The organism is Adhaeribacter sp. (assembly GCF_057359045.1).
In genome coordinates, this window is record NZ_JBMQUD010000023.1 from 1 (window position 1) to 18544 (window position 18544).

An 18544-nucleotide genomic window follows, 5' to 3' on the forward strand; every position below is an offset into this window, starting at 1 on the left:
AATTATTTACAACTATTGCCTGGCATGGCGCTGAAAGGGTTATTGCAATGCTCACCGGAATGGTGACTGTTGCAGGAAAAAGATTTGCTTATTTTAAGCGTAAAATCTTAAATACGATTATGGTTTACCTTTTGGCCTTTCCGGAGGATAAGGTACAAAAGCGGGCCGACAAATGGCACAAAAATCACCACAATTACCCAAACCAGCTTGGTAACATTATCCCTGAAATCACTCCGGATAATATCGATTAGCGCCCAGATTAGCAAGAATAAAGGAAGAAGTGTGAATAGTAAAAGAACTACTATTTCAACCAGGCCCAAACCACCGATAAATAAAAGCATCGCACACATTTAAAGGTTAAACTACTCTGTTCGTAAAAGTTATACTTTTCCGCACCTAAAGGCAAGTAAATAAATGTAAGTAATTATTATATAATTACATAAACCTCTGGATAAAAACAACTTTCAGAATAATTTATTTATACGGATTACTGGCTTAAACCGCTACTCGTGTTTCCATTTAATTTGCTTGTATCAATTACAACCCTTAGAGCACCTTTTCCATAATATAATCGCGTTGAACATCCTGGCCTAGAATAAAATCTTCTTCGCCTACCGGTTTAAAGCCAAAACGAGTATACAATTTTATAGCCCCCGGGTTATGCTCCCAAACCGTTAACCAAACTACGCTAAAGCCTTGTTGCTTTGCGAAAGATATAACCTGGCTTAGAACCTGTTGACCGATGCCCTGTTTCCAATAGGGCTGAGATAAATATAAACGGGAAATTTTTAAGGCCTGGCGATTACTTACACAAGGAGCAGGCTTACCGGTAAACAGCTTTACATAACCCACAACTGTTGCCCCGGCATAAACCAGCCAGAAAATATTCTGTGGGTCGGCGAGTTCAGCGGCTTGCAGGTCCGGGTTAAACATAGCCGCTAAGTAAGCGGCCATATTTTCAGGAGTATTTTGAGCGGCAAAAGCCTGGGCAAAGGTTTCCCGGCCTAATGTAGCTAGTAAAATATTATCAGCAGCAGTGGCTTGCCGAATGGTTATAGGTGGTAAGATCACGGATAAGAAAATTAAAAATCAATTTAAAGGCAGGCCTTATGCATTATGTACTCTGCAACTGAAGCTTGGGGCGAGGATTGAAAAGAATATAAAAAATAAAGCCGCCAAAAGCATACGCCAAAATATCCCAATAATCGCGGGTGTAGCGGTTAGATAACGTGGGCAAAATACCTTCAAAGAAAACGGCAAAATAAAATACGGCAAATATTACCTGGGCGGCATTGAGCCGGTGCCGGCAACTCCGCGGAAATAATTTTTGCTGCAGCCATAAAGCCACCGTTAACACTACCGGCAAGGCAAGAATATCGTTCAGGTACGGCACCCGGTATTGGGTTAAATTAAGTAGAGGCAATAAAAACCGGTTTACCAGGTACAAGCTAAGCGCTAACACAAAAAATGGGTTCAGGAGTAATTTCATTAGCCAGCCAATAAAGCTAAAACCCAAAGAATAAAGCTTACTATAGCAATAAAAGAATATTGCAGCGCCTGAATAATGCGTTTATAAAAAACAACGTACCAGGCATCGGTAGGATGAATCTGAATAATATCTAAATCAAACCCTTTATCTTCTTTTCTATCCGCTTCCCGGGCAGCCGTTCGGATTAAATTTTCGTCGTCTAATAAAGCCCCACAGTGCTCGCAAGTGTCGGTGGACTGCTGTTCCCACTCCGACCATTGGCCACAGTTAGGACATTTTTTAGAAGATTTAAAGGTAGATGATGCCATAGATATTCTGTTAGGTTTCTGCCGGTAAAATCAGAAGCCAGCAAAATTTTGTACCACATACCCAGAAGCAATCCCTAATATAGCCAAAAGACTAAAAAGCTCTTCTCCCCGTAGTAAGTAACGTGGTTGCGTATTTGTGCCCCAAATAACAGCAGCAAGTGGAATGTTAAAAATATCGACAAGGTGCCGGTACTTAAACGCAGTATCTTTTCTCTTATTACGCCATAATCTACGTCCTTCTAAAGTAAAGCGTTCTTTTTTATTGCCAAAACCGGGAAGTACACCGTTAATTAGCTGCTTTTCCGGTTAGCCGTTCTAAGGTTTGCTGCAACCGGCGTTCCCGGGTTTCGGGCCGTTTGGCTCCTTCTATCCACAGAATATATTCTTTGCGGTGCGTATGCGCTAACTTATCGAAAGAGCTTTTGGCACCAGGGTTACTGGCCAGCAATTGGTTTAAATCTTGTGGCAACGTTAGTTCCTGCGCGGGCTTTTTAGTTTCAGGCAAGGTTAGTTGGGCCGCTTCGCGTACGTAATCCTGCAAAATTGATTCGTTTACCTCGTTCGCGTCGGTAAATTTCAGGCTCCGCATGGTGGCATTGCCCTCGCCTTCGGTTAATATTCTGGCCGGATCAGATAAAAAGCCACCCTGAAAAAAGCTAAACCGCACATGTTGTTTAAAAGCGGCATAAGAGCAAATCATACCGTTTTTCTCATAAACCGGTGCCGACCATTTCCAGGTTTCTTTAATTTCCGGGTCGGCTTGCAAAATTAACGTACGGAGCTTATCGCAAATAACCCGGGCAAATTCCGGCATCTTTTGAAAGTAAGCATCTACTTTTTGCGTAGCTTCGGTGGGAATGATGTTGGGCATAAGTTAATAAATTTAGTCTACTTAATATTTGAAAGAAAATTATAAGTTAAAGCTCGAGATAATTCATCTAAGTTTCTATAATTAATTGCCCTTCCTAAACCATCAAGATCTGGATAAATAGAAAAATACGAAATTCCGATCTTGTGCAATTCTTTTAAGATGTCAAGTCTAAAATTTGTATCAATATCAATATAATCAATAAATTTTCTTTCTGAATCGGAAATATCCAAACCATTAATTATGTTCCCAAACAAAGTAAAGCAAGATTGTTGAGCAGCCATTCTTTCATCAAGGTGTTGAGGGTGAATAGCAAGGGGAAACATTTCCTCATCTTCATTACATTCCAAGAAATAATATTTACGAAACAATTGGGTTAGCCTGATTTCACCTTTATCGTTTATTAAATCAGGTTTATTACTATCTTTCTTAAGTTCAAAAAATGGAAGAATATGCTTAAATGTTTGTTGTTGTTGTTGTTGTTGTTGTTGTTGTTGTGATTTTAAGTTATCGTTTATTAAATTCTCTCCATTGGTTAATAAATTGGTTAAAGAATATTTATATAGTTTCCGAACAGAATAGTCGTTCAAATTGAATGGGGATAGAAGCCATACTCGGGCATTTTTGTTTGATTTGTTTTCTACAGAATCCTTAACAGCAAAAAACAAAGCCATAAGAGCATTTTCCGTCCAGTCTAGTAGCCGGGTTTTTACACCATAATGTTGCTTTAAACTATATCTATTCCATTCAGTATCTTCAATTCCTTTTTTAGCAAAAAAAGTTGTTACTATTCGAGAAAAATCAAAATCAATGTTTTTTTCTATGGTTGCAATTTTTCTAGTATCATTTATTTTATAATTGCTAATGTCATCATAGTCTCTATGTACATTTAAAGGCTTTCGGTATAAACTAGGTATTAATTTATATTCTTCGGATGCAACTCCTCGAAACCATACAGTAGTTCCTCCTCCCACCTCCTCAATCTTCTTCATTAATTCATCCATGAAATGAGTAAGGCTCCTAATGTATTTTCGTTCAATATTTTCAACCATTTCAATTTTTGTTTATTAAGAGTGTCATTAAACTTATATTGAATTTCTCAATATGAAATTTAAATTCCTATTTAGTAGAAATTCATTCTACTTTTCAAAATAAGCCAATTCTCTTAAATATTCTCCCCCGCCGGTATGCGCCAGCATTGCGGCATGTGCTGAAAACCAATGTGCGGATAATACCTCTCCGCTGCCGGTGCCGCGAGTAAAGTTAAGCTGGCGCGAGAATCAGTGGCAGCTTTGGTACGGCGAATGAGTTCTTTGCCAATGCCCTGCCGTTGGTAATCCTGGTGCACCGCCAAATCCGACAAATAAGTGGTATAAACAAAATCTGTCAGGGCGCGCGAAATACCAATTAACTTGTCTCCGTCCCAGGCGGTAATAACCAGGTTAGCATTTTGCAGCATCGCGGCCATGCGGTCACGGTCATGTATGGGCCGGCGTTCGCCTAAGGTAGAAGCCCGGTAGAGTTCTATCACAGCCTCAAGGTTTAGGGGTTGGTTTTGCTGGTAAGTAATCATCTTTTGGTTGAAAATAAGATTAAAATAATGGCTATTACTCAAAAATCACGTAAGTAAAGCAGGTTCCTTACTAAAATTAAAAATTCAGGCTTAAATTACTAGTAAAATGGCAGATAACGATCAAGCCAAAGCGGCGGATAACTCCGAAGAACAAGGATGTAACCAGCACCACGAGGCGCGCCGAAACTTCTTAAAACAGTCTACGGCCATGATGGCCCTGGCCCTGGCACCGCCCACTTTACTCAAAGCCGGTGCCCTCGACGAAAGAGTAGCAGCTGCCTTTGAGAAATTAAAAGTAACCTTAGATATAAACGGCACCAAACGGAAATTAAATATTGAACCCCGGGTAACGCTGCTGGATTTGCTTCGCGAACAGCTAAACTTAACCGGCACCAAAAAAGGCTGCGACTACGGCCAGTGCGGTGCCTGCACGGTACACGTAAACGGCGAGCGCGTAGTATCGTGTTTAACCTTTGCGGTAATGCAGGAAGGCAAAAAAATTACCACCATCGAAGGTTTAGCCAACGGCGATAAACTGCACCCGATGCAGGAAGCTTTTATTAAGCACGATGGTTTCCAGTGCGGCTATTGCACACCGGGTCAGATTATGTCGGCGGTAGCCTGCATACGGGAAGGTCACGCCAACTCCGAAGATGAAATCCGGGAATACATGAGCGGGAATATTTGCCGGTGCGGCGCTTACCCCAATATTGTAAACGCTATTATGGAAGTTAAAAACGGAGGACAAAAAGTATGAACCAGTTCCAGTACGTCCGGCCGACAAAACAAAAAGCCGCCATTGAGGCCGTAATTAAAGACCAGAATACCGTGTTTATTGCCGGTGGCACCAATTTAATTGATTTAATGAAGCGCGGCGTGATGAACCCGGAAAAGCTGGTGGACATCAACAAACTTCCGCTTAAAAAAATAGAAAAAGAAAATAATAGTTTGCGCATTGGGGCGCTGGCCCTGAACAGCCAGGTGGCCGAAGACAAGTTGGTGCTGGAAAAACAACCTTTGCTGGCGCAAGCGCTTAGTGCCGGAGCGTCGGCGCAGTTGCGTAACATGGCAACCGTGGGCGGCAACATGATGCAGCGCACCCGTTGTTATTATTTTTACGATACGGCTCTGCCCTGCAACAAACGCGAGCCCGGCAGCGGCTGCGGCGCCCTCGAAGGATTTAACCGCATGCACGCCATTTTTGGATTTAGCAATAAGTGTATTGCCGTACACCCCTCTGATATGAGCGTGGCTTTAACTGCTTTGGATGCCACGGTGCTGGTCTCCGGCCCCAAAGGCGAACGTCGCATTCCGTTTACCGAATTTCACCGGCTGCCCGGCGACCGGCCCGAACTTGACACCAACCTGGAACGCGGTGAACTAATATTGGCCGTAGAAATTCCGGACGGACCATTTACCAAAAATGTGCATTATTTAAAAGTACGCGAACGGGCTTCGTATGCCTTTGCTTTGGTATCAGTGGCGGCGGGTTTGAGTTTAGAAAATAACAATATAAAAGATGCCCGTTTGGCCATGGGCGGCGTGGCCCACAAACCCTGGCGCTTATCCGAAGCTGAAAAAAATCTGGTAGGCAAACCTGCTACTGAAGCTACTTTTAAACAAGCCGCCGAAATTGCCATGCGGGGAGCCAAAGCCTTTGAGCACAATGCCTATAAATTAAAACTAGGGCCTAATGCTATTGTACAAGCCCTTAAAGTAGCAGCCGGCTTGGTTTAAAAACCCCGCGTGAGGTTGGCCGGCATATAGCATTTACAGGAATGAAGACCAGCCGCTCCTTAGCCCTGGTTTAAAGAATAAAGCGTTTTTATGAAAGAGCAAATAGTACAAGACCCGGTAGTTGGTGATCCTATGGATCGGGTAGATGGCCGAATGAAAGTAACCGGCGGAGCTAAATATTCCGCCGAATTTAATTTACCCAATATTACCCATGCCGTGCTAATTACCAGCACCATTGCCAAAGGCCGTATTAAAAGCATCGATGCCAAAGCTGCCGAACGGTCGTCCGGGGTGTTGGCCATAATCTCGCATTTAAACTCGCCCAAAGTACCTGGCTACGCTCAGCGCGACCACCCAGCCCAACCGGCTACCGTTGGCAAACCTTTGCTCGCTTTCTACGATGAAAAAATATACTCTAACGGTCAGCCCATTGCTATAGTGGTAGCCGATACGCTGGAACGCGCGCAGCAGGCCGCCCGGTTAGTAAAAGTGCAGTACGAAGAAGCTAAACACCAAACCAATTTCGCTGCGCACCGCGAAAAAGCCGTTGTTCCAGCGCAGGCAAAAAAGAACCCCAAATCACCAGTGGCCGATTACGTACGGGGCAAAGCCGATGCTTATAAAACTGCGCCGGTTAAAATAGAAAGCGAGTACGTACTACCCACCGAATTTCACAACCCCATGGAGTTGCAGTCGATTGTGGCGCACTGGGAAGCCCCCGACCGGCTAACGGTTTATGACAAAACCCAGGCTGTAAAAGGCACCCAAAAAGCTTTTGCAAAGGAGTGGGATATTCCGGTAGAAAACGTAAAAATAATTGCTACTTATGTGGGTGGCGCTTTCGGGAACGGTCTGCACACCTGGCCCCACGAAACCGCTGCCATTATTGCCGCCAAAAAAGTAAATAGGCCCGTAAAACTAATGCTTACCCGCGAGCAAATGTTTTTTATGGTGGGTTACCGGCCGCATACCTGGCAAAAAATAGGTATGAGCGCTACCCCCGACGGCAAAATAACCGCCATCACGCACGAGGCAATTGGGCAAACCTCGTCGTACGAAGAATTTACCGAATCGGTGCTGCAGCAAACCCGCATGATGTACACGGCCCCCAACGTAACTACCCGCTACCGCATTTTGCCCCTGGATGTAAGCACGCCCATCTGGATGCGCGGGCCCGGCGAAGCGACCGGTGCGTTTGCCCTGGAGTCGGCTTTGGATGAATTGGCTTACAGGTTAAACCTGGATCCGCTGGAGTTCCGGCTGCGCAACCACACCGATATTGATCCGGATTCAAATAAACCCTGGTCGACTAAATATTTAAAAGAATGCTTTACCGAAGGTGCTAAACGCATTGGCTGGAGCAAGCGCCAGTTAAAACCCGGTATGGTCCGGAACGGCGAATGGCTCGTGGGCTATGGTATGGGTGTGGGCACCTTTGGGGCAAACCGGCAAGCGGCTTCGGCCCGGGCGCAACTATTAAAGGATGGCACTGTGCTCATTCAAAGCGCTACCACCGATATTGGTCCCGGTACCGGCACCGCCATGGTACAAATTGCCGCCGACACGCTGGGCATGCCACCCGAAAAAATCAAATTCGAACTCGGCGATTCCAGGTTCCCCAATGCCCCTTCACAGGGCGGTTCGTCCACGGTAAACAGTGTCGGCTCTGCCGTGCAGGAAGCTTGCCTTGGGCTAAAGCAAAAATTACAAAGCTTAGGCGGCCTGGCCTTTGCTGCGGCCAAATCCGAAGACATTAGTATTAACAATGGTCAAATTACTGTGGCCAATAATGCTGCTGCTAAAATTGCTTACGCTGATATTTTAAAGCAGAACAACGGCCAGGAAATAGAAGTTACGGCTGAATCTAAACCCGGGAGGGAACGGGAAAAATATTCGATGTACTCGTTTTCGGTGCATTTTGCCGAAGTACACGTACACCCGGTTACCGGCCAGGTGCGGGTAAAGAAAATAGTTTCATGCGCCGATGCCGGCACGGTGGTAAACACCAAAACCGCCGGTAACCAAATGATTGGTGGAGCCGTGGGTGGCATTGGCATGGCCCTGACCGAAGCCGCTGTTATCGACCACCGGTCTGGCCGCTACGTAACCAAAGATTTAGCTGAATACCACGTTCCTGTTCACGCCGATGCCCCAGATATTGACGTTTATTTTGTAAACAAACCCGATCCGCACGTTAATGAGCTAGGCACGAAAGGGATTGGCGAAATAGCTATTATTGGCGTGGCTCCGGCAATTGCTAATGCGGTGTTTAATGCTACCGGCAAGCGTATTCGGGAATTACCGATTACGCCGGATAAAATTATTTAACTAAAGTAGGCCTTTCATAAAAGCCGCCCTGGCCGGTTGTTTTTCACCGGCCAGTTTTTGAAGTTATTTCACAACAGCAGTCAAAATAAAATATTATAAATAGTTAATCAACTGGCTATCTTTTGAAAGATTTTATCTTTCAAGGCAGTGGTGCTAACGGTAAGTTGTAACCTAAGTAAGCTCAAGGCCGCTAGGCCCCGTCGGTGAGTTCAGGCTGTCTAATATTCCTTTGCTCCTATCGTCGCAATGCTGCGCACCGGAATCTTAGAAGAGCATCTTCCAAAAGGCCTTCACCCACCGACTACGATATTTGCCTGTAGCTACTGTTATTTCGATTACTTCTTAACAGGTACATTTTGTCAATAATTTATTGCTCACGAAGTTTTCGCTCCCAAAAGTCAGCCACAAAAGCTGCGTTACCGGAGCTCCCCTCCTAATTTAGGAGGGGTTCGGGAGTGGTTATTGCTTACTCCGCTTACATTTAGTTTTTCCAAGACTAATTCAATAGCTTTCACAAAGTAAATGAAATTAATATTTTCTGTTTATTCCCATCGCCTTAATCGACAAAAAATTTAATTCTAATTCTGCACCAAAATATTACCCAAACCTAGGTTTAGCTAAACAAAATAATTTGCGTAAATTAAAGGTTTGGTAACTGGTTCCGGTGGTAGATTATTAACCTTTTACCCCCTTTAAAGCAAATAATATCGGTATCTGAAGAAAAGGCATTCATGGAAAAAAGAGCGCAAAAAGATCCTGAAACGGGTGATAATTTGAGCCGGGTAGATGGCCGGGAAAAAGTTACCGGAACGGCCACTTATGCCGCCGAATACCAGTTGCCTAACTTGGTTCATGCGGTGCTGGTAACCAGTTCGGTAGCCAAAGGCCGCATCCAGTCTTTAGATAGTCAGGTGGCCGAACGTGCTCCGGGCGTGCTGGCAGTAATTAGTCACGTAAACACGCCGGGCGTACCAGCGTATGGCACCTCTAAAAACCCCACCGAACGCGCACCATTAGGAACCGCCTTGCGGGTTTTTCACGACGAACTAATTTATTTCAGCGGCCAACCGATAGCCGTAGTAGTAGCCGAAACCCTTGAAAAAGCCCAACACGCCGCCAGCCTGGTAAAAGTAAAATACATCCCAGAACCGCACCGCACCAACTTAAAAGAAAACCTGGACCGGGCCGTTCTGCCCGCGAATGTGCAGCGGGACAAAAATTCCCGGTACCACGATTATAACCGGGGCAACCCGGAAGCTATTCATCAAGCCGAGGTTAAAATTTCCGGCACGTATATTATTCCGCCGGAACACCATAACCCACTAGAGCCCCACGCCCTTATTGCGCATTGGGAAGCACCCGATAAACTTACCGTTTATGAAAAAACCCAGATAGTAAAAGGTAGCCAAAATAACCTGGCCCGTGCTTTTAAACTACCACCGGAAAATGTAAAAGTAAATGCCCGTTATATTGGGGGCGCCTTTGGTTCGGGCATTAGGGTGTGGCCGCACGTATACGTGGCGGCTTTGGCGGCAAAAAAAGTACAGCGCCCGGTTAAATTGGTATTGCCCCGCGAGTTAATGTTTAACGGCGTTGGCTCCCGCCCCACAACGCTTCAGAAACTAAGTTTAGGAGCCACCAAAAACGGTCAGTTAACCAATATTACCCACGAAGCTTTTGGCCAGACCTCGGCTTACGAAGAGCACGTAGAAAGAACCATTCTGGCTACCCGCATGCTTTATGCCTGCCCCAACGTGAGCACCCGCTACCGCTTGGTTAACCTGGATGTAAACACGCCCACCTGGATGCGTGGTCCGGGCGAGGTAACCGGCCTGTACGCTTTAGAATCGGCCATGGATGAACTGGCCTACGCTTTAAAAATGGATCCGCTAGCCCTGCGGCTGCAAAACCACGCCGAAGCCGATCAGGAAATAAACCGGCCTTGGTCGAGCAAATCTTTAAAAGAATGTTACGCGCAAGGGGCCGAAAAATTTGGTTGGCATAAGCGCAATTTAGAGCCGGGCTCTATGCGCCAGGGCGAAATGCTGGTGGGCTACGGCATGGCCTCGAGTACTTTTGGCGTGCACCGGAACAATGCATCGGCTAAGGCCATACTATTACCCGACGGTAAAGTTATTGTGCAAAGCGCCACCAGCGATATTGGCCCCGGCACCGGCACTGCAATGGTAAAAGTTGCCGCCGATACCTTGGGCATAGCGCCCGCCAGTATTCGCTTTGATTTAGGCGAATCTACGCTGCCCGATGCGCCCGGCCAAACCGGCTCCACCACGGTTTCGAGCGTAGGCTCGGCGGTAAAAGTAGCCTGCGAAGCTTTAATGCAAAAATTAAAAGAGTTGGCTGTTTCTATAGCAGGTTCACCTTTTAGCCAAACCAAACCCGAAGATTTAGCGGCTAAAGACGGGAAGCTATATATTAAAGCTAACCCAGCAACCCAGATTAGCTACACCGACGTTTTAAGAAAACTAAATCTGCCGCAGGTTGAAGTTACCGAAACCTCGCGGCCCGGCGAAGAATGGCAGAAATATTCGATGTATTCGTTTGGCGCGCATTTCGTGGAGGTACACGTAAGTGCGGTAACCGGCGAGGTGCGGGTAAAACGGGTGGTAACCACTGCCGGAGTGGGCAAAATCATCAACGAGAAAACGGCCCGCAGCCAATCTATTGGGGGTATTGTGGGCGGCATTGGCATGGCTTTAACCGAAGAATCGGTGATGGACCACCGCTACGGCCGCTACCTTACCAGCGATTTAGCCAATTACCACCTACCCGTTCACGCCGATGTACCCCAGATTGACGTTATTTTTATCGATGAACACGACCCGTACGTAAATCCCGTGGGAGCTAAAGGCCTCGGCGAAATAGCTATTGTAGGCGTAGCGGCCGCCATTGCCAACGCGGTATTTCACGCTACCGGCAAACGCATCCGGGAACTTCCCATTACGCCTGATAAGCTGATTTAGAGTAATAAGTAGCAGGTAATAAGTAGTAGGTAGCAGGACATTAATTGTAAACAAAAGTTCGTTCAATTATTATTAAATTTGTTAACGCTTTAGTAGAATAAATAGCAGTAGGTAGTTAAATAAAGTCTTGATACTCGCTACCAGCTACCCACATTCATGAAAGAAATTAAAGATATTATACGGGCTTACGACCAGGCCCAAAGCAAAGGTAAAAAAACGGCGCTCGCCACAGTGGTGCACGTAGAAGGCTCTTCGTACCGCCGGCCGGGCGCGCGTATGCTTATTACCGAAGACGGAGAATTAACCGGAGCCATTAGCGGCGGGTGCCTCGAAGGCGATGCCTTGCGCAAAGCCCGGCTGGTGATGGCGCAACAAAAGCCTTTACTGGTTACCTACGATACCACCGATGATGATGACGCGAAGTTGGGCGTAGGACTGGGCTGCAACGGCATTATTCATATTTTAATCGAACCCATTCAGGCAGATAGTCCGATAAATCCGGTGCAACTATTAAAAGCAGTAACAGCCAAACGCCAGCCAGCCGTTCTGACAACTATATTCCGGCTCGAAGACAGACACGCCCCCCAACCCGGCACCTGTTTCCTGCTTTCCGAAAATGGGCAAACCATTGGCAGTGCTGGCGATGTTGATTTCACCAACGTATTATTAAGAGATGCCCAAGAAGTACTTGCTACTAAAACTTCGGCCATTAATATTTACGACGGCAAAACCTTACCCCGCACCGCATTTATCGAATACCTGGCCCCCGTCGTTTCCCTGGTAATTATTGGGGCCGGCAACGATGTTTTTCCGCTAGTACAAATTGCGCAAATTTTGGGATGGGAAGTTACCGTGGTAGATGGCCGTACCAATTATGCCACCGCTGACCGTTTCCCAACAGTTCAGAAAGTTTTAGTAGCCAAACCCGACCAAGTGCTAAGGCAAGTAGCCGTAGATGAGCGTACGGTTTTTACCCTTATGACCCATAATTACAACTACGATATTGCCATGCTGCGGGAATTAATAAAAATAAATATTCCATACATTGGTTCTTTGGGCCCTAAAAAGAAGCTCAACCGGATGCTGGAAGAACTAACGACCGAGGGAATAGAAATAACACCGGCCCAAAAAGAAAAAATCTATGGGCCCGTGGGATTGGATTTAGGTGCCGAAACTTCCGAAGAAATTGCGCTTTCGGTTGTCGCCGAAATAAAAGCCGTTACAACTAAAAGTTCGGCAGGCTTTCTGCGGGAAATGAATAATCCCATCCATGTCCGGCCGAATAAATTGCTTAAAGAAACTGTGGTTACCGATAAACCCACTTGCGAAATAAAAGCAAGCTTTTAAATATAAACTCCAAGCCTAAATTGGCATGCAAACTACCGGATTAATATTGCTGGCGGCCGGTGCATCTACCCGGCTGGGTCAACCCAAGCAACAGCTACACTATAAAGGTAAAACTTTATTGCAACACGCTTTACAAACTGCCAACGCATCGGCGGCCTCGCCGGTAGTAGTGGTTTTGGGAGCCGGTGCAGCCGAAATTCAGAAAACAATAGACTGGCGTTTGGCGCAGGTAGTAGAAAACCAAGAGTGGCCGGAAGGCATGGCATCTTCTATCCGGGGCGGGCTGGCGCGTTTACTTGAGATTGCACCCGAAACCAAGGCCGTTATTTTTATGGTATGCGACCAACCCTTTGTTACCCCCGACCTGCTAGACCAACTTATCACTACCCATATCCAAACCGGTAAAGAAATAATTGCCAGTTCTTACCAAAACACTTTGGGTACGCCGGTATTATTTACCCAAAAGTTTTTCCCGGATTTACAAAAATTGCAAGGTCCGGAAGGAGCAAAAAAGCTTATTAAAAAATATTCGGAGGCTGTAGCTTCCATACTTTTCCCCCAGGGTCAGATAGATATTGATACCACCCAGGATTACCAAAACCTACAAAATATCTGACGTTTACTTCTATTTTTAATAAATATCCTTCTCAAATACAGGTTCTTACATTATTGACATGGCAAAAGTAATGGATTTACATTTTATGGCTGTTATATGCCGTTCCTACTCCTAAACCAGCCAGAACTTGCTTTAAATTAAGTTTTGTTTTGAATATTAAAGCGCAATATAATTTTGTATATTAGTTACAGATTTATTACCCCAACGCCAGAAAACTGCTGCAATATTTTTAATCTAAAAATTCTGAAGCCAGATTAAATCAGCAGCATTTCGGCAAAGTCAGGCACTTAATGTTTAGTTATAATTACCTATAAAATTTTAAAGCAAATTGCGCAGAGCGGCAAAAGTGACTTAGATGTTCACTACAACCAATTTTATAAAAAACAGATAATCAGGAATGAATAACCAAATATTAGGTAAGTACTAATACTTAAGCTATATACCTACAAATAAAAATACGCCAAGCTAGTAGCTAACTAATCTAAATACACGTAGTTTCTTCCGGTAATATCTTTTTGACCCTTATAGCTATTAAAACAACCGTTTTACTTAGTAGATTAACGCACCATGCTTTAAATGTTAATAATTTATACAGATTAGAACATAAATTTTAGGCATCCTTTATTTATAAAATTATTAAAATAATTGTAATTTACACCACATAAAACAATTATATTCACTAAAAAATTAAGTTTAAATTTAAATTTAACAATTATAAAGTTAGCAGTAAAGCTGATTTTCAGCTAAAGTGTCTGTCGGAATTTTAAATTATTATTCAACTCGTTTGATAATTCATAATTTTAAATTATTTATGCAATAAATTATTAAACAGTTTAGCTTATTTATAAAACCAGATGTAAGAACATACTATTACTTGCGAAACTTTAAACCTGATTACTTAAACCTTAAAACAAAAGACAAACATGCTCTAAAATAAATACAAATCAGCAACCTGCTAAACCAAGCAGCTAACTCCAAGCTGGATACCAGGTATCCTGGCTTTAAAACAAGGGCCATCATTATTAAATTAATATCACTTTTAATTTAACGTCAATACCAAATGAAAACCTGCCGAATACCTCCACATTTCCCGGAAGAGGCTATTTAACCTAGCCAAACCAAGCTTAATCCTCCCCCACTTTTTACTACATAATCAGTCCACCAAGGGACACCTAACCGCTTGCTTTCTCAAAAGCAAGAGCAATTTTTCTATGCCGCGCGGTAAACCTTAGTAATACTGATAACCACTGTCTTTAACTATAACCTGATTTTAAACCCTAAAACAATTTTGCTCATGAACATTCATACAATTGGCAGGTACTTTATAGTAGTTGCTCTATGTTTTCTGACCTGGAGCCAGGTATATGCCCAGGGACGGAGCGTAACGGGTAAAGTAACCGATGCGACCACTGGCGATGCTTTGCCGGGAGTAAGTATATTGGTAAAAGGAACTGAACAAGGTTCTGTTACTGATGTAGAAGGAAGATTTACCCTGAATGTACCCGGACCAGCAACTGTACTGGTTTTTTCGTTTGTAGGTTACGGGGCCAAAGAAGTGGCGGTAGGGAACCAAACTACCCTTACGGTAACTATGGCCCCCGATGCCAAAGCTTTAGGCGAAGTAGTGGTAACCGGTTATTCTACCCAATCCCGGCGCGATATTACCGGTTCGGTGGCAACTATAGAGGCCGCCGAATTAACCAAAGTAGCTGCGCCCAACGTTGCGCAGCAGTTACAGGGCCGGGCCCCAGGCGTAACGGTAACCACCAATAATACACCCGGCGGCGAAGCCACGGTCCGGATTAGAGGTTTTGGTACCATTAACAACAACGACCCACTGTACGTTATAGACGGCGTACCCACCAAAGGCGGCTTAAATAACATAAACCCGAATAATATTGAGTCGATGCAGGTTTTAAAAGATGCTTCGGCCGCCTCTATTTACGGTTCGCGGGCAGCCAACGGGGTTATTATTATTACCACTAAAAAAGGAAAAGCCGGTGCCCCTAAATTTTCTTTTGATTCCCGGGCCGGTGTGCAAACGGGTAAACTAAACTTAGATTTAATTATCAATCCGCAACAACACGGCGAATTGCTCTGGCAACAACTCCGCAATGCGCGTATTTTAACCAACGGGAACCCTTCGCACCAGCAATATGGCAATGGCCCTACCCCGGTTGTACCGGATTATATTCTGGCTGGTAGCAGCTATGGCCTTCCCGAAGGCGACCCACGGGTAAACCCGGCCCTGTATAATTATAACCGCGAAGGTTTTTACCAGATTGTAAGAGCCAACAAAGAAGGCACCGATTGGCAAGACGAAATTTTAAGACCAGCCGCTATCCAGGAATATAATTTAGGTGCCAGCGGCGGCAGCGATAATGGCCGTTATGCGCTTTCGCTTAATTATTTTAAACAAGATGGCGTCTTGCTGCACACCTCCTTCGACCGTTACTCCTTGCGTTCCAATACCGAGTTCGGGTTTAAAAACCGCTTCCGGCTCGGCGAAAACCTGGAGGTTAGTTATACCCAAAACCGGGGCTACTACAATAATAATGGCACTGCCAGCTCTAGTAACAACCAGGATGGTAACCCTGTGGGTAATGCTTACCGGATTCCCTCCATTATTCCGGTATACGATATTAATGGCAGATTTGCCGCTACCAGAGCGGCAGGCTTAGGTCCGGCCACCAACCCGGTTGCCCAATTATACCGGAACAAAGATGATAAAACCAGTATGTTCCGGGCCTTTGGGAACGCTTACGCCGAGTTAGATATTTTAAAAGATTTAACCGCAAAAACCAGCATCGGGATAGATTATACTAACTCGTACCGTACAGATTATACTTTATTGGACTTAGAAGAAGCCGAAATAGAATCGGCGAACGCGCTCACCAATGCCAATGCCTACGACATAAACTGGACCTGGACCAACACGTTAAACTATAACAAAACGCTTAACGGCATCCACACCCTGAGCGTGCTGTTAGGTACCGAGGCCATTCAGGGAACCGGCCGTGACTTTTCGGCCAACCGCACTACTTTTTTCTCCGAAGATCCGCAATATATGTTTTTGGGAGCCGGTACCTCGGGCATTAATAACGCGGGCTCTGGCTACGAATGGGCGCTTTTTTCTTTGTTTGGTAAAGTTAATTATTCCTTAAAAGACCGTTATTTATTAGAAGCTACTGTTCGGCGCGATGGTTCTTCCCGGTTTGGGGCCAATAACCGTTATGGTACTTTCCCGGCCTTTAGTGCTGGCTGGCGCTTATCCCAGGAGTCGTTTATGACCGGCCTTACCTTTTTAGACGATTTAAAATTACGGGTAGGCTGGGGCCAAACCGGTAACCAGGAAATTGGAAATTACAACGGCTTTAATACCTACCGGTCTACACTTAACCAATCGTCGTATGCCATTACGGGTTCTAACAATGCGGTTGTGGCTGGTTTCGATACCCAGGCTTTTGGTAACCCCGATGCCAAATGGGAAACCACTACCCAAACCAACGTAGGTCTGGATGCTACCTTTTTAAAAGGAAAAGTAGATTTTACTTTTGATATATATAACCGGGTAACCTCCGATATGCTGTACCAGGTAAGTTTGCCGGCTACACAAGGCACGGCCACAGTTCCTTTTGTAAACGTAGGCGAAATGAGTAATAAAGGCATTGACTTAGGCCTGAATTTCCGGAACGAGGCGCTCGGCGGCGACTTAACTTACAGCTTAGGCCTTAATTTTTCTACCTACCGCAACGAAGTTTTAAAACTAAACAACAGCGCAACGGCGGTTTTATTAGGCCCTAATATTCGTAGTTATACTTGGTCGCGCTCGGTTGTAGGGCAGCCACTCTACTCTTTCTACGGCTTAATTGTTGATGGCATTTACCAAAACGAGGCCGAAGTAACCAATGGCCCGGCTTACCCCGGTTACGCCGGCGTAGGTAAATTCCGGTACCGTGATGTAGACGGCAATGGCACCATTACCGATAACGACCGTACCTTTATCGGCAACCCGCACCCCGATTTTACCTATGGCATTAACCTGAATATGGGTTATAAAAATTTCGATTTGTCGGCCTTCTTCCAGGGGGTACAAGGCAACGAAGTATTAAATATGGTACGCCGCTGGATTGATTTTAACAACCAGGCAGGTAACCGTAGTTTGCGCATGCTAAATGAATCCTGGACGCCCGAAAACCCCGATGCGGTTCTGCCCATTCTAAACTCCACCGATAGCCAAAGCCAACAGCCATCGAGCTATTTTGTTGAAGACGGTTCTTATTTAAGAATGAAAAACCTGACCTTGGGCTACACCCTGCCAGTTAATACCTTAAGCCGCATTAAACTAGATAATGTCAGAATTTACGTGCAGGCCCAAAACCTGTTTACCGTAACCAAATACACCGGCATCGATCCTGAAATCACGTCGGTGGGCTCTACGCCTGGCACTACGGTTTTGGGGGTAGATCAGGGTAATTATCCGCTTTCAAAAATGTACCAGATAGGTGTAAATATTGGTTTATAATTATTTTAAATAAAGAAGTTAAAAAAGCAGATATATGAAAAGGAAAATATTAATAGCAGCCGCCTGTATGTCTTTGGGGCTAATTAGCTCTTGTGGCGATGATTTCCTGGAAAAAACCCCGCTGGGCGTAGCAAACGAAGCCACGCTCACGAATAAATCGGGCGTAAATGCCGCTTTGATTGCCGCCTATAGTTTACTCGACGGCGTAGGCGCGGGCTTTACATTTACCTCCTCGGGCAGCAACTGGATTTACGGCGAAGTTTCGTCGGATAATGCGTATAAGGGCAGCGATGTAGGTGACCAGGCCCAGATTACCACCATTGAGCGGTACCAGGGTCAAGCCGATATTGCAGCCTTCAACGAAAAATGGGTAACTGTGTACGATGGGGTATCCCGGGCCAACGATGTATTAAAACTCCTGGCTAAAGTAAGCGATATGTCGGAAGCTGAAAAAAAACAAGTAACTGCCGAAGCCCGTTTTTTAAGAGCCTGGTACCATTTCGATGCCAAACGATTATGGAACATGGTGCCTTACGTAGATGAAACCGTAACAAACTTTAACGTAGGCAACGAGCAGGATATATGGCCGCAGATTGAAGCTGATTTAGAATTTGCAGCCGCCAATCTGGCGGCTACCAAATCGCAGGTTGGGCGCGTAAGCAGCTGGACCGCCAAATCGGTTTTGGCCATGGTGCACATGTATCAGCGCGATTTTACGGCGGCCAAACCTCTCCTGACCGATGTTATCAACAATCGCCCTTACCGCCTGGTA

Annotated in this window: 15 protein-coding genes; 8 read left to right on the forward strand and 7 right to left on the reverse strand. The window is 45.1% G+C overall.

All coding sequences use genetic code 11. From position 1 onward, the window contains the following. Nucleotides 1-107 precede the first annotated feature (107 nt). From ACO1R6_RS04085 to ACO1R6_RS04115, 7 genes are all read right to left on the reverse strand, one after another. Entirely contained in the window at nucleotides 108-350 is a 243-nt protein-coding gene (locus ACO1R6_RS04085; protein ID WP_486262412.1) for a PLDc N-terminal domain-containing protein, read from the reverse strand. Between the two features lie 196 nt (nucleotides 351-546). After that, nucleotides 547-1071, reverse strand: a complete 525-nt coding sequence (locus ACO1R6_RS04090) for a GNAT family N-acetyltransferase (RefSeq protein ID WP_486262414.1) — start codon at nucleotides 1069-1071, stop codon at nucleotides 547-549. Between the two features lie 43 nt (nucleotides 1072-1114). Continuing rightward, nucleotides 1115-1489 carry a hypothetical protein gene (locus ACO1R6_RS04095; protein ID WP_486262416.1) on the reverse strand — a complete coding sequence of 125 codons (375 nt, stop codon included), beginning with the start codon at nucleotides 1487-1489 and terminating at the stop codon, nucleotides 1115-1117. Continuing rightward, nucleotides 1489-1797 carry a hypothetical protein gene (locus ACO1R6_RS04100; protein ID WP_486262418.1) on the reverse strand — a complete coding sequence of 103 codons (309 nt, stop codon included), beginning with the start codon at nucleotides 1795-1797 and terminating at the stop codon, nucleotides 1489-1491. The genes ACO1R6_RS04095 and ACO1R6_RS04100 overlap by 1 nt, the downstream gene beginning before the upstream one ends. A 286-nt stretch (nucleotides 1798-2083) precedes the next feature. Further along, nucleotides 2084-2668 (reverse strand): YdeI/OmpD-associated family protein, encoded by a 585-nt coding sequence (locus ACO1R6_RS04105; protein ID WP_486262420.1) that lies wholly within the window; start codon nucleotides 2666-2668, stop codon nucleotides 2084-2086. A gap of 17 nt (nucleotides 2669-2685) precedes the next feature. Next, nucleotides 2686-3717: an FRG domain-containing protein gene (locus ACO1R6_RS04110; protein WP_486262422.1), complete on the reverse strand. Its 1032-nt coding sequence runs from the start codon at nucleotides 3715-3717 to the stop codon at nucleotides 2686-2688. 113 nt (nucleotides 3718-3830) lie between these two features. Beyond that, nucleotides 3831-4196 (reverse strand): GNAT family N-acetyltransferase, encoded by a 366-nt coding sequence (locus ACO1R6_RS04115; RefSeq protein WP_486262423.1) that lies wholly within the window; start codon nucleotides 4194-4196, stop codon nucleotides 3831-3833. A 148-nt stretch (nucleotides 4197-4344) separates the two neighbouring features. Here ACO1R6_RS04115 and ACO1R6_RS04120 point away from each other — a divergent pair, with 148 nt between their 5' ends. The 8 genes from ACO1R6_RS04120 to ACO1R6_RS04155 form a co-directional block, all read left to right on the forward strand. Beyond that, entirely contained in the window at nucleotides 4345-4995 is a 651-nt protein-coding gene (locus tag ACO1R6_RS04120) for a (2Fe-2S)-binding protein (RefSeq protein WP_486262424.1), read from the forward strand. Then, the gene (locus ACO1R6_RS04125; RefSeq protein WP_486262426.1) at nucleotides 4992-5975 is read left to right on the forward strand and encodes an FAD binding domain-containing protein; all 984 of its coding nucleotides are present in this window, start codon (nucleotides 4992-4994) and stop codon (nucleotides 5973-5975) included. The genes ACO1R6_RS04120 and ACO1R6_RS04125 overlap by 4 nt, the downstream gene beginning before the upstream one ends. A gap of 90 nt (nucleotides 5976-6065) precedes the next feature. Then, a complete protein-coding gene (locus ACO1R6_RS04130) occupies nucleotides 6066-8303 on the forward strand; it encodes a xanthine dehydrogenase family protein molybdopterin-binding subunit (RefSeq protein WP_486262427.1) in 2238 nt (745 codons plus the stop codon). 731 nt (nucleotides 8304-9034) lie between these two features. Continuing rightward, nucleotides 9035-11284: a xanthine dehydrogenase family protein molybdopterin-binding subunit gene (locus ACO1R6_RS04135; protein ID WP_486262429.1), complete on the forward strand. Its 2250-nt coding sequence runs from the start codon at nucleotides 9035-9037 to the stop codon at nucleotides 11282-11284. 156 nt (nucleotides 11285-11440) lie between these two features. Then, the gene (locus ACO1R6_RS04140; RefSeq protein WP_486262431.1) at nucleotides 11441-12631 is read left to right on the forward strand and encodes an XdhC family protein; all 1191 of its coding nucleotides are present in this window, start codon (nucleotides 11441-11443) and stop codon (nucleotides 12629-12631) included. Between the two features lie 25 nt (nucleotides 12632-12656). Beyond that, entirely contained in the window at nucleotides 12657-13247 is a 591-nt protein-coding gene (locus ACO1R6_RS04145; protein ID WP_486262433.1) for a nucleotidyltransferase family protein, read from the forward strand. A 1294-nt stretch (nucleotides 13248-14541) separates the two neighbouring features. Beyond that, nucleotides 14542-17772 carry a SusC/RagA family TonB-linked outer membrane protein gene (locus tag ACO1R6_RS04150; protein WP_486262434.1) on the forward strand — a complete coding sequence of 1077 codons (3231 nt, stop codon included), beginning with the start codon at nucleotides 14542-14544 and terminating at the stop codon, nucleotides 17770-17772. Nucleotides 17773-17806: 34 nt separating this feature from the next. Next, nucleotides 17807-18544, forward strand: a 738-nt coding sequence (locus ACO1R6_RS04155; RefSeq protein WP_486262436.1) for a RagB/SusD family nutrient uptake outer membrane protein, incomplete at its 3' end; no start/stop codon positions are given.

What these genes read in the sequence shown, in the direction of transcription:
- ACO1R6_RS04085 (WP_486262412.1), bottom strand. Translation starts at nt 350, where the DNA reads ATGTGTGCGATGCTTTTATTTATCGGTGGTTTGGGCCTGGTTGAAATA.
- ACO1R6_RS04095 (WP_486262416.1), bottom strand. Translation starts at nt 1,489, where the DNA reads ATGAAATTACTCCTGAACCCATTTTTTGTGTTAGCGCTTAGCTTGTAC.
- ACO1R6_RS04100 (WP_486262418.1), bottom strand. Translation starts at nt 1,797, where the DNA reads ATGGCATCATCTACCTTTAAATCTTCTAAAAAATGTCCTAACTGTGGC.
- ACO1R6_RS04105 (WP_486262420.1), bottom strand. Translation starts at nt 2,668, where the DNA reads ATGCCCAACATCATTCCCACCGAAGCTACGCAAAAAGTAGATGCTTAC.
- ACO1R6_RS04110 (WP_486262422.1), bottom strand. Translation starts at nt 3,717, where the DNA reads ATGGTTGAAAATATTGAACGAAAATACATTAGGAGCCTTACTCATTTC.
- ACO1R6_RS04120 (WP_486262424.1), top strand. Translation starts at nt 4,345, where the DNA reads ATGGCAGATAACGATCAAGCCAAAGCGGCGGATAACTCCGAAGAACAA.
- ACO1R6_RS04125 (WP_486262426.1), top strand. Translation starts at nt 4,992, where the DNA reads ATGAACCAGTTCCAGTACGTCCGGCCGACAAAACAAAAAGCCGCCATT.
- ACO1R6_RS04130 (WP_486262427.1), top strand. Translation starts at nt 6,066, where the DNA reads ATGAAAGAGCAAATAGTACAAGACCCGGTAGTTGGTGATCCTATGGAT.
- ACO1R6_RS04135 (WP_486262429.1), top strand. Translation starts at nt 9,035, where the DNA reads ATGGAAAAAAGAGCGCAAAAAGATCCTGAAACGGGTGATAATTTGAGC.
- ACO1R6_RS04140 (WP_486262431.1), top strand. Translation starts at nt 11,441, where the DNA reads ATGAAAGAAATTAAAGATATTATACGGGCTTACGACCAGGCCCAAAGC.
- ACO1R6_RS04145 (WP_486262433.1), top strand. Translation starts at nt 12,657, where the DNA reads ATGCAAACTACCGGATTAATATTGCTGGCGGCCGGTGCATCTACCCGG.
- ACO1R6_RS04150 (WP_486262434.1), top strand. Translation starts at nt 14,542, where the DNA reads ATGAACATTCATACAATTGGCAGGTACTTTATAGTAGTTGCTCTATGT.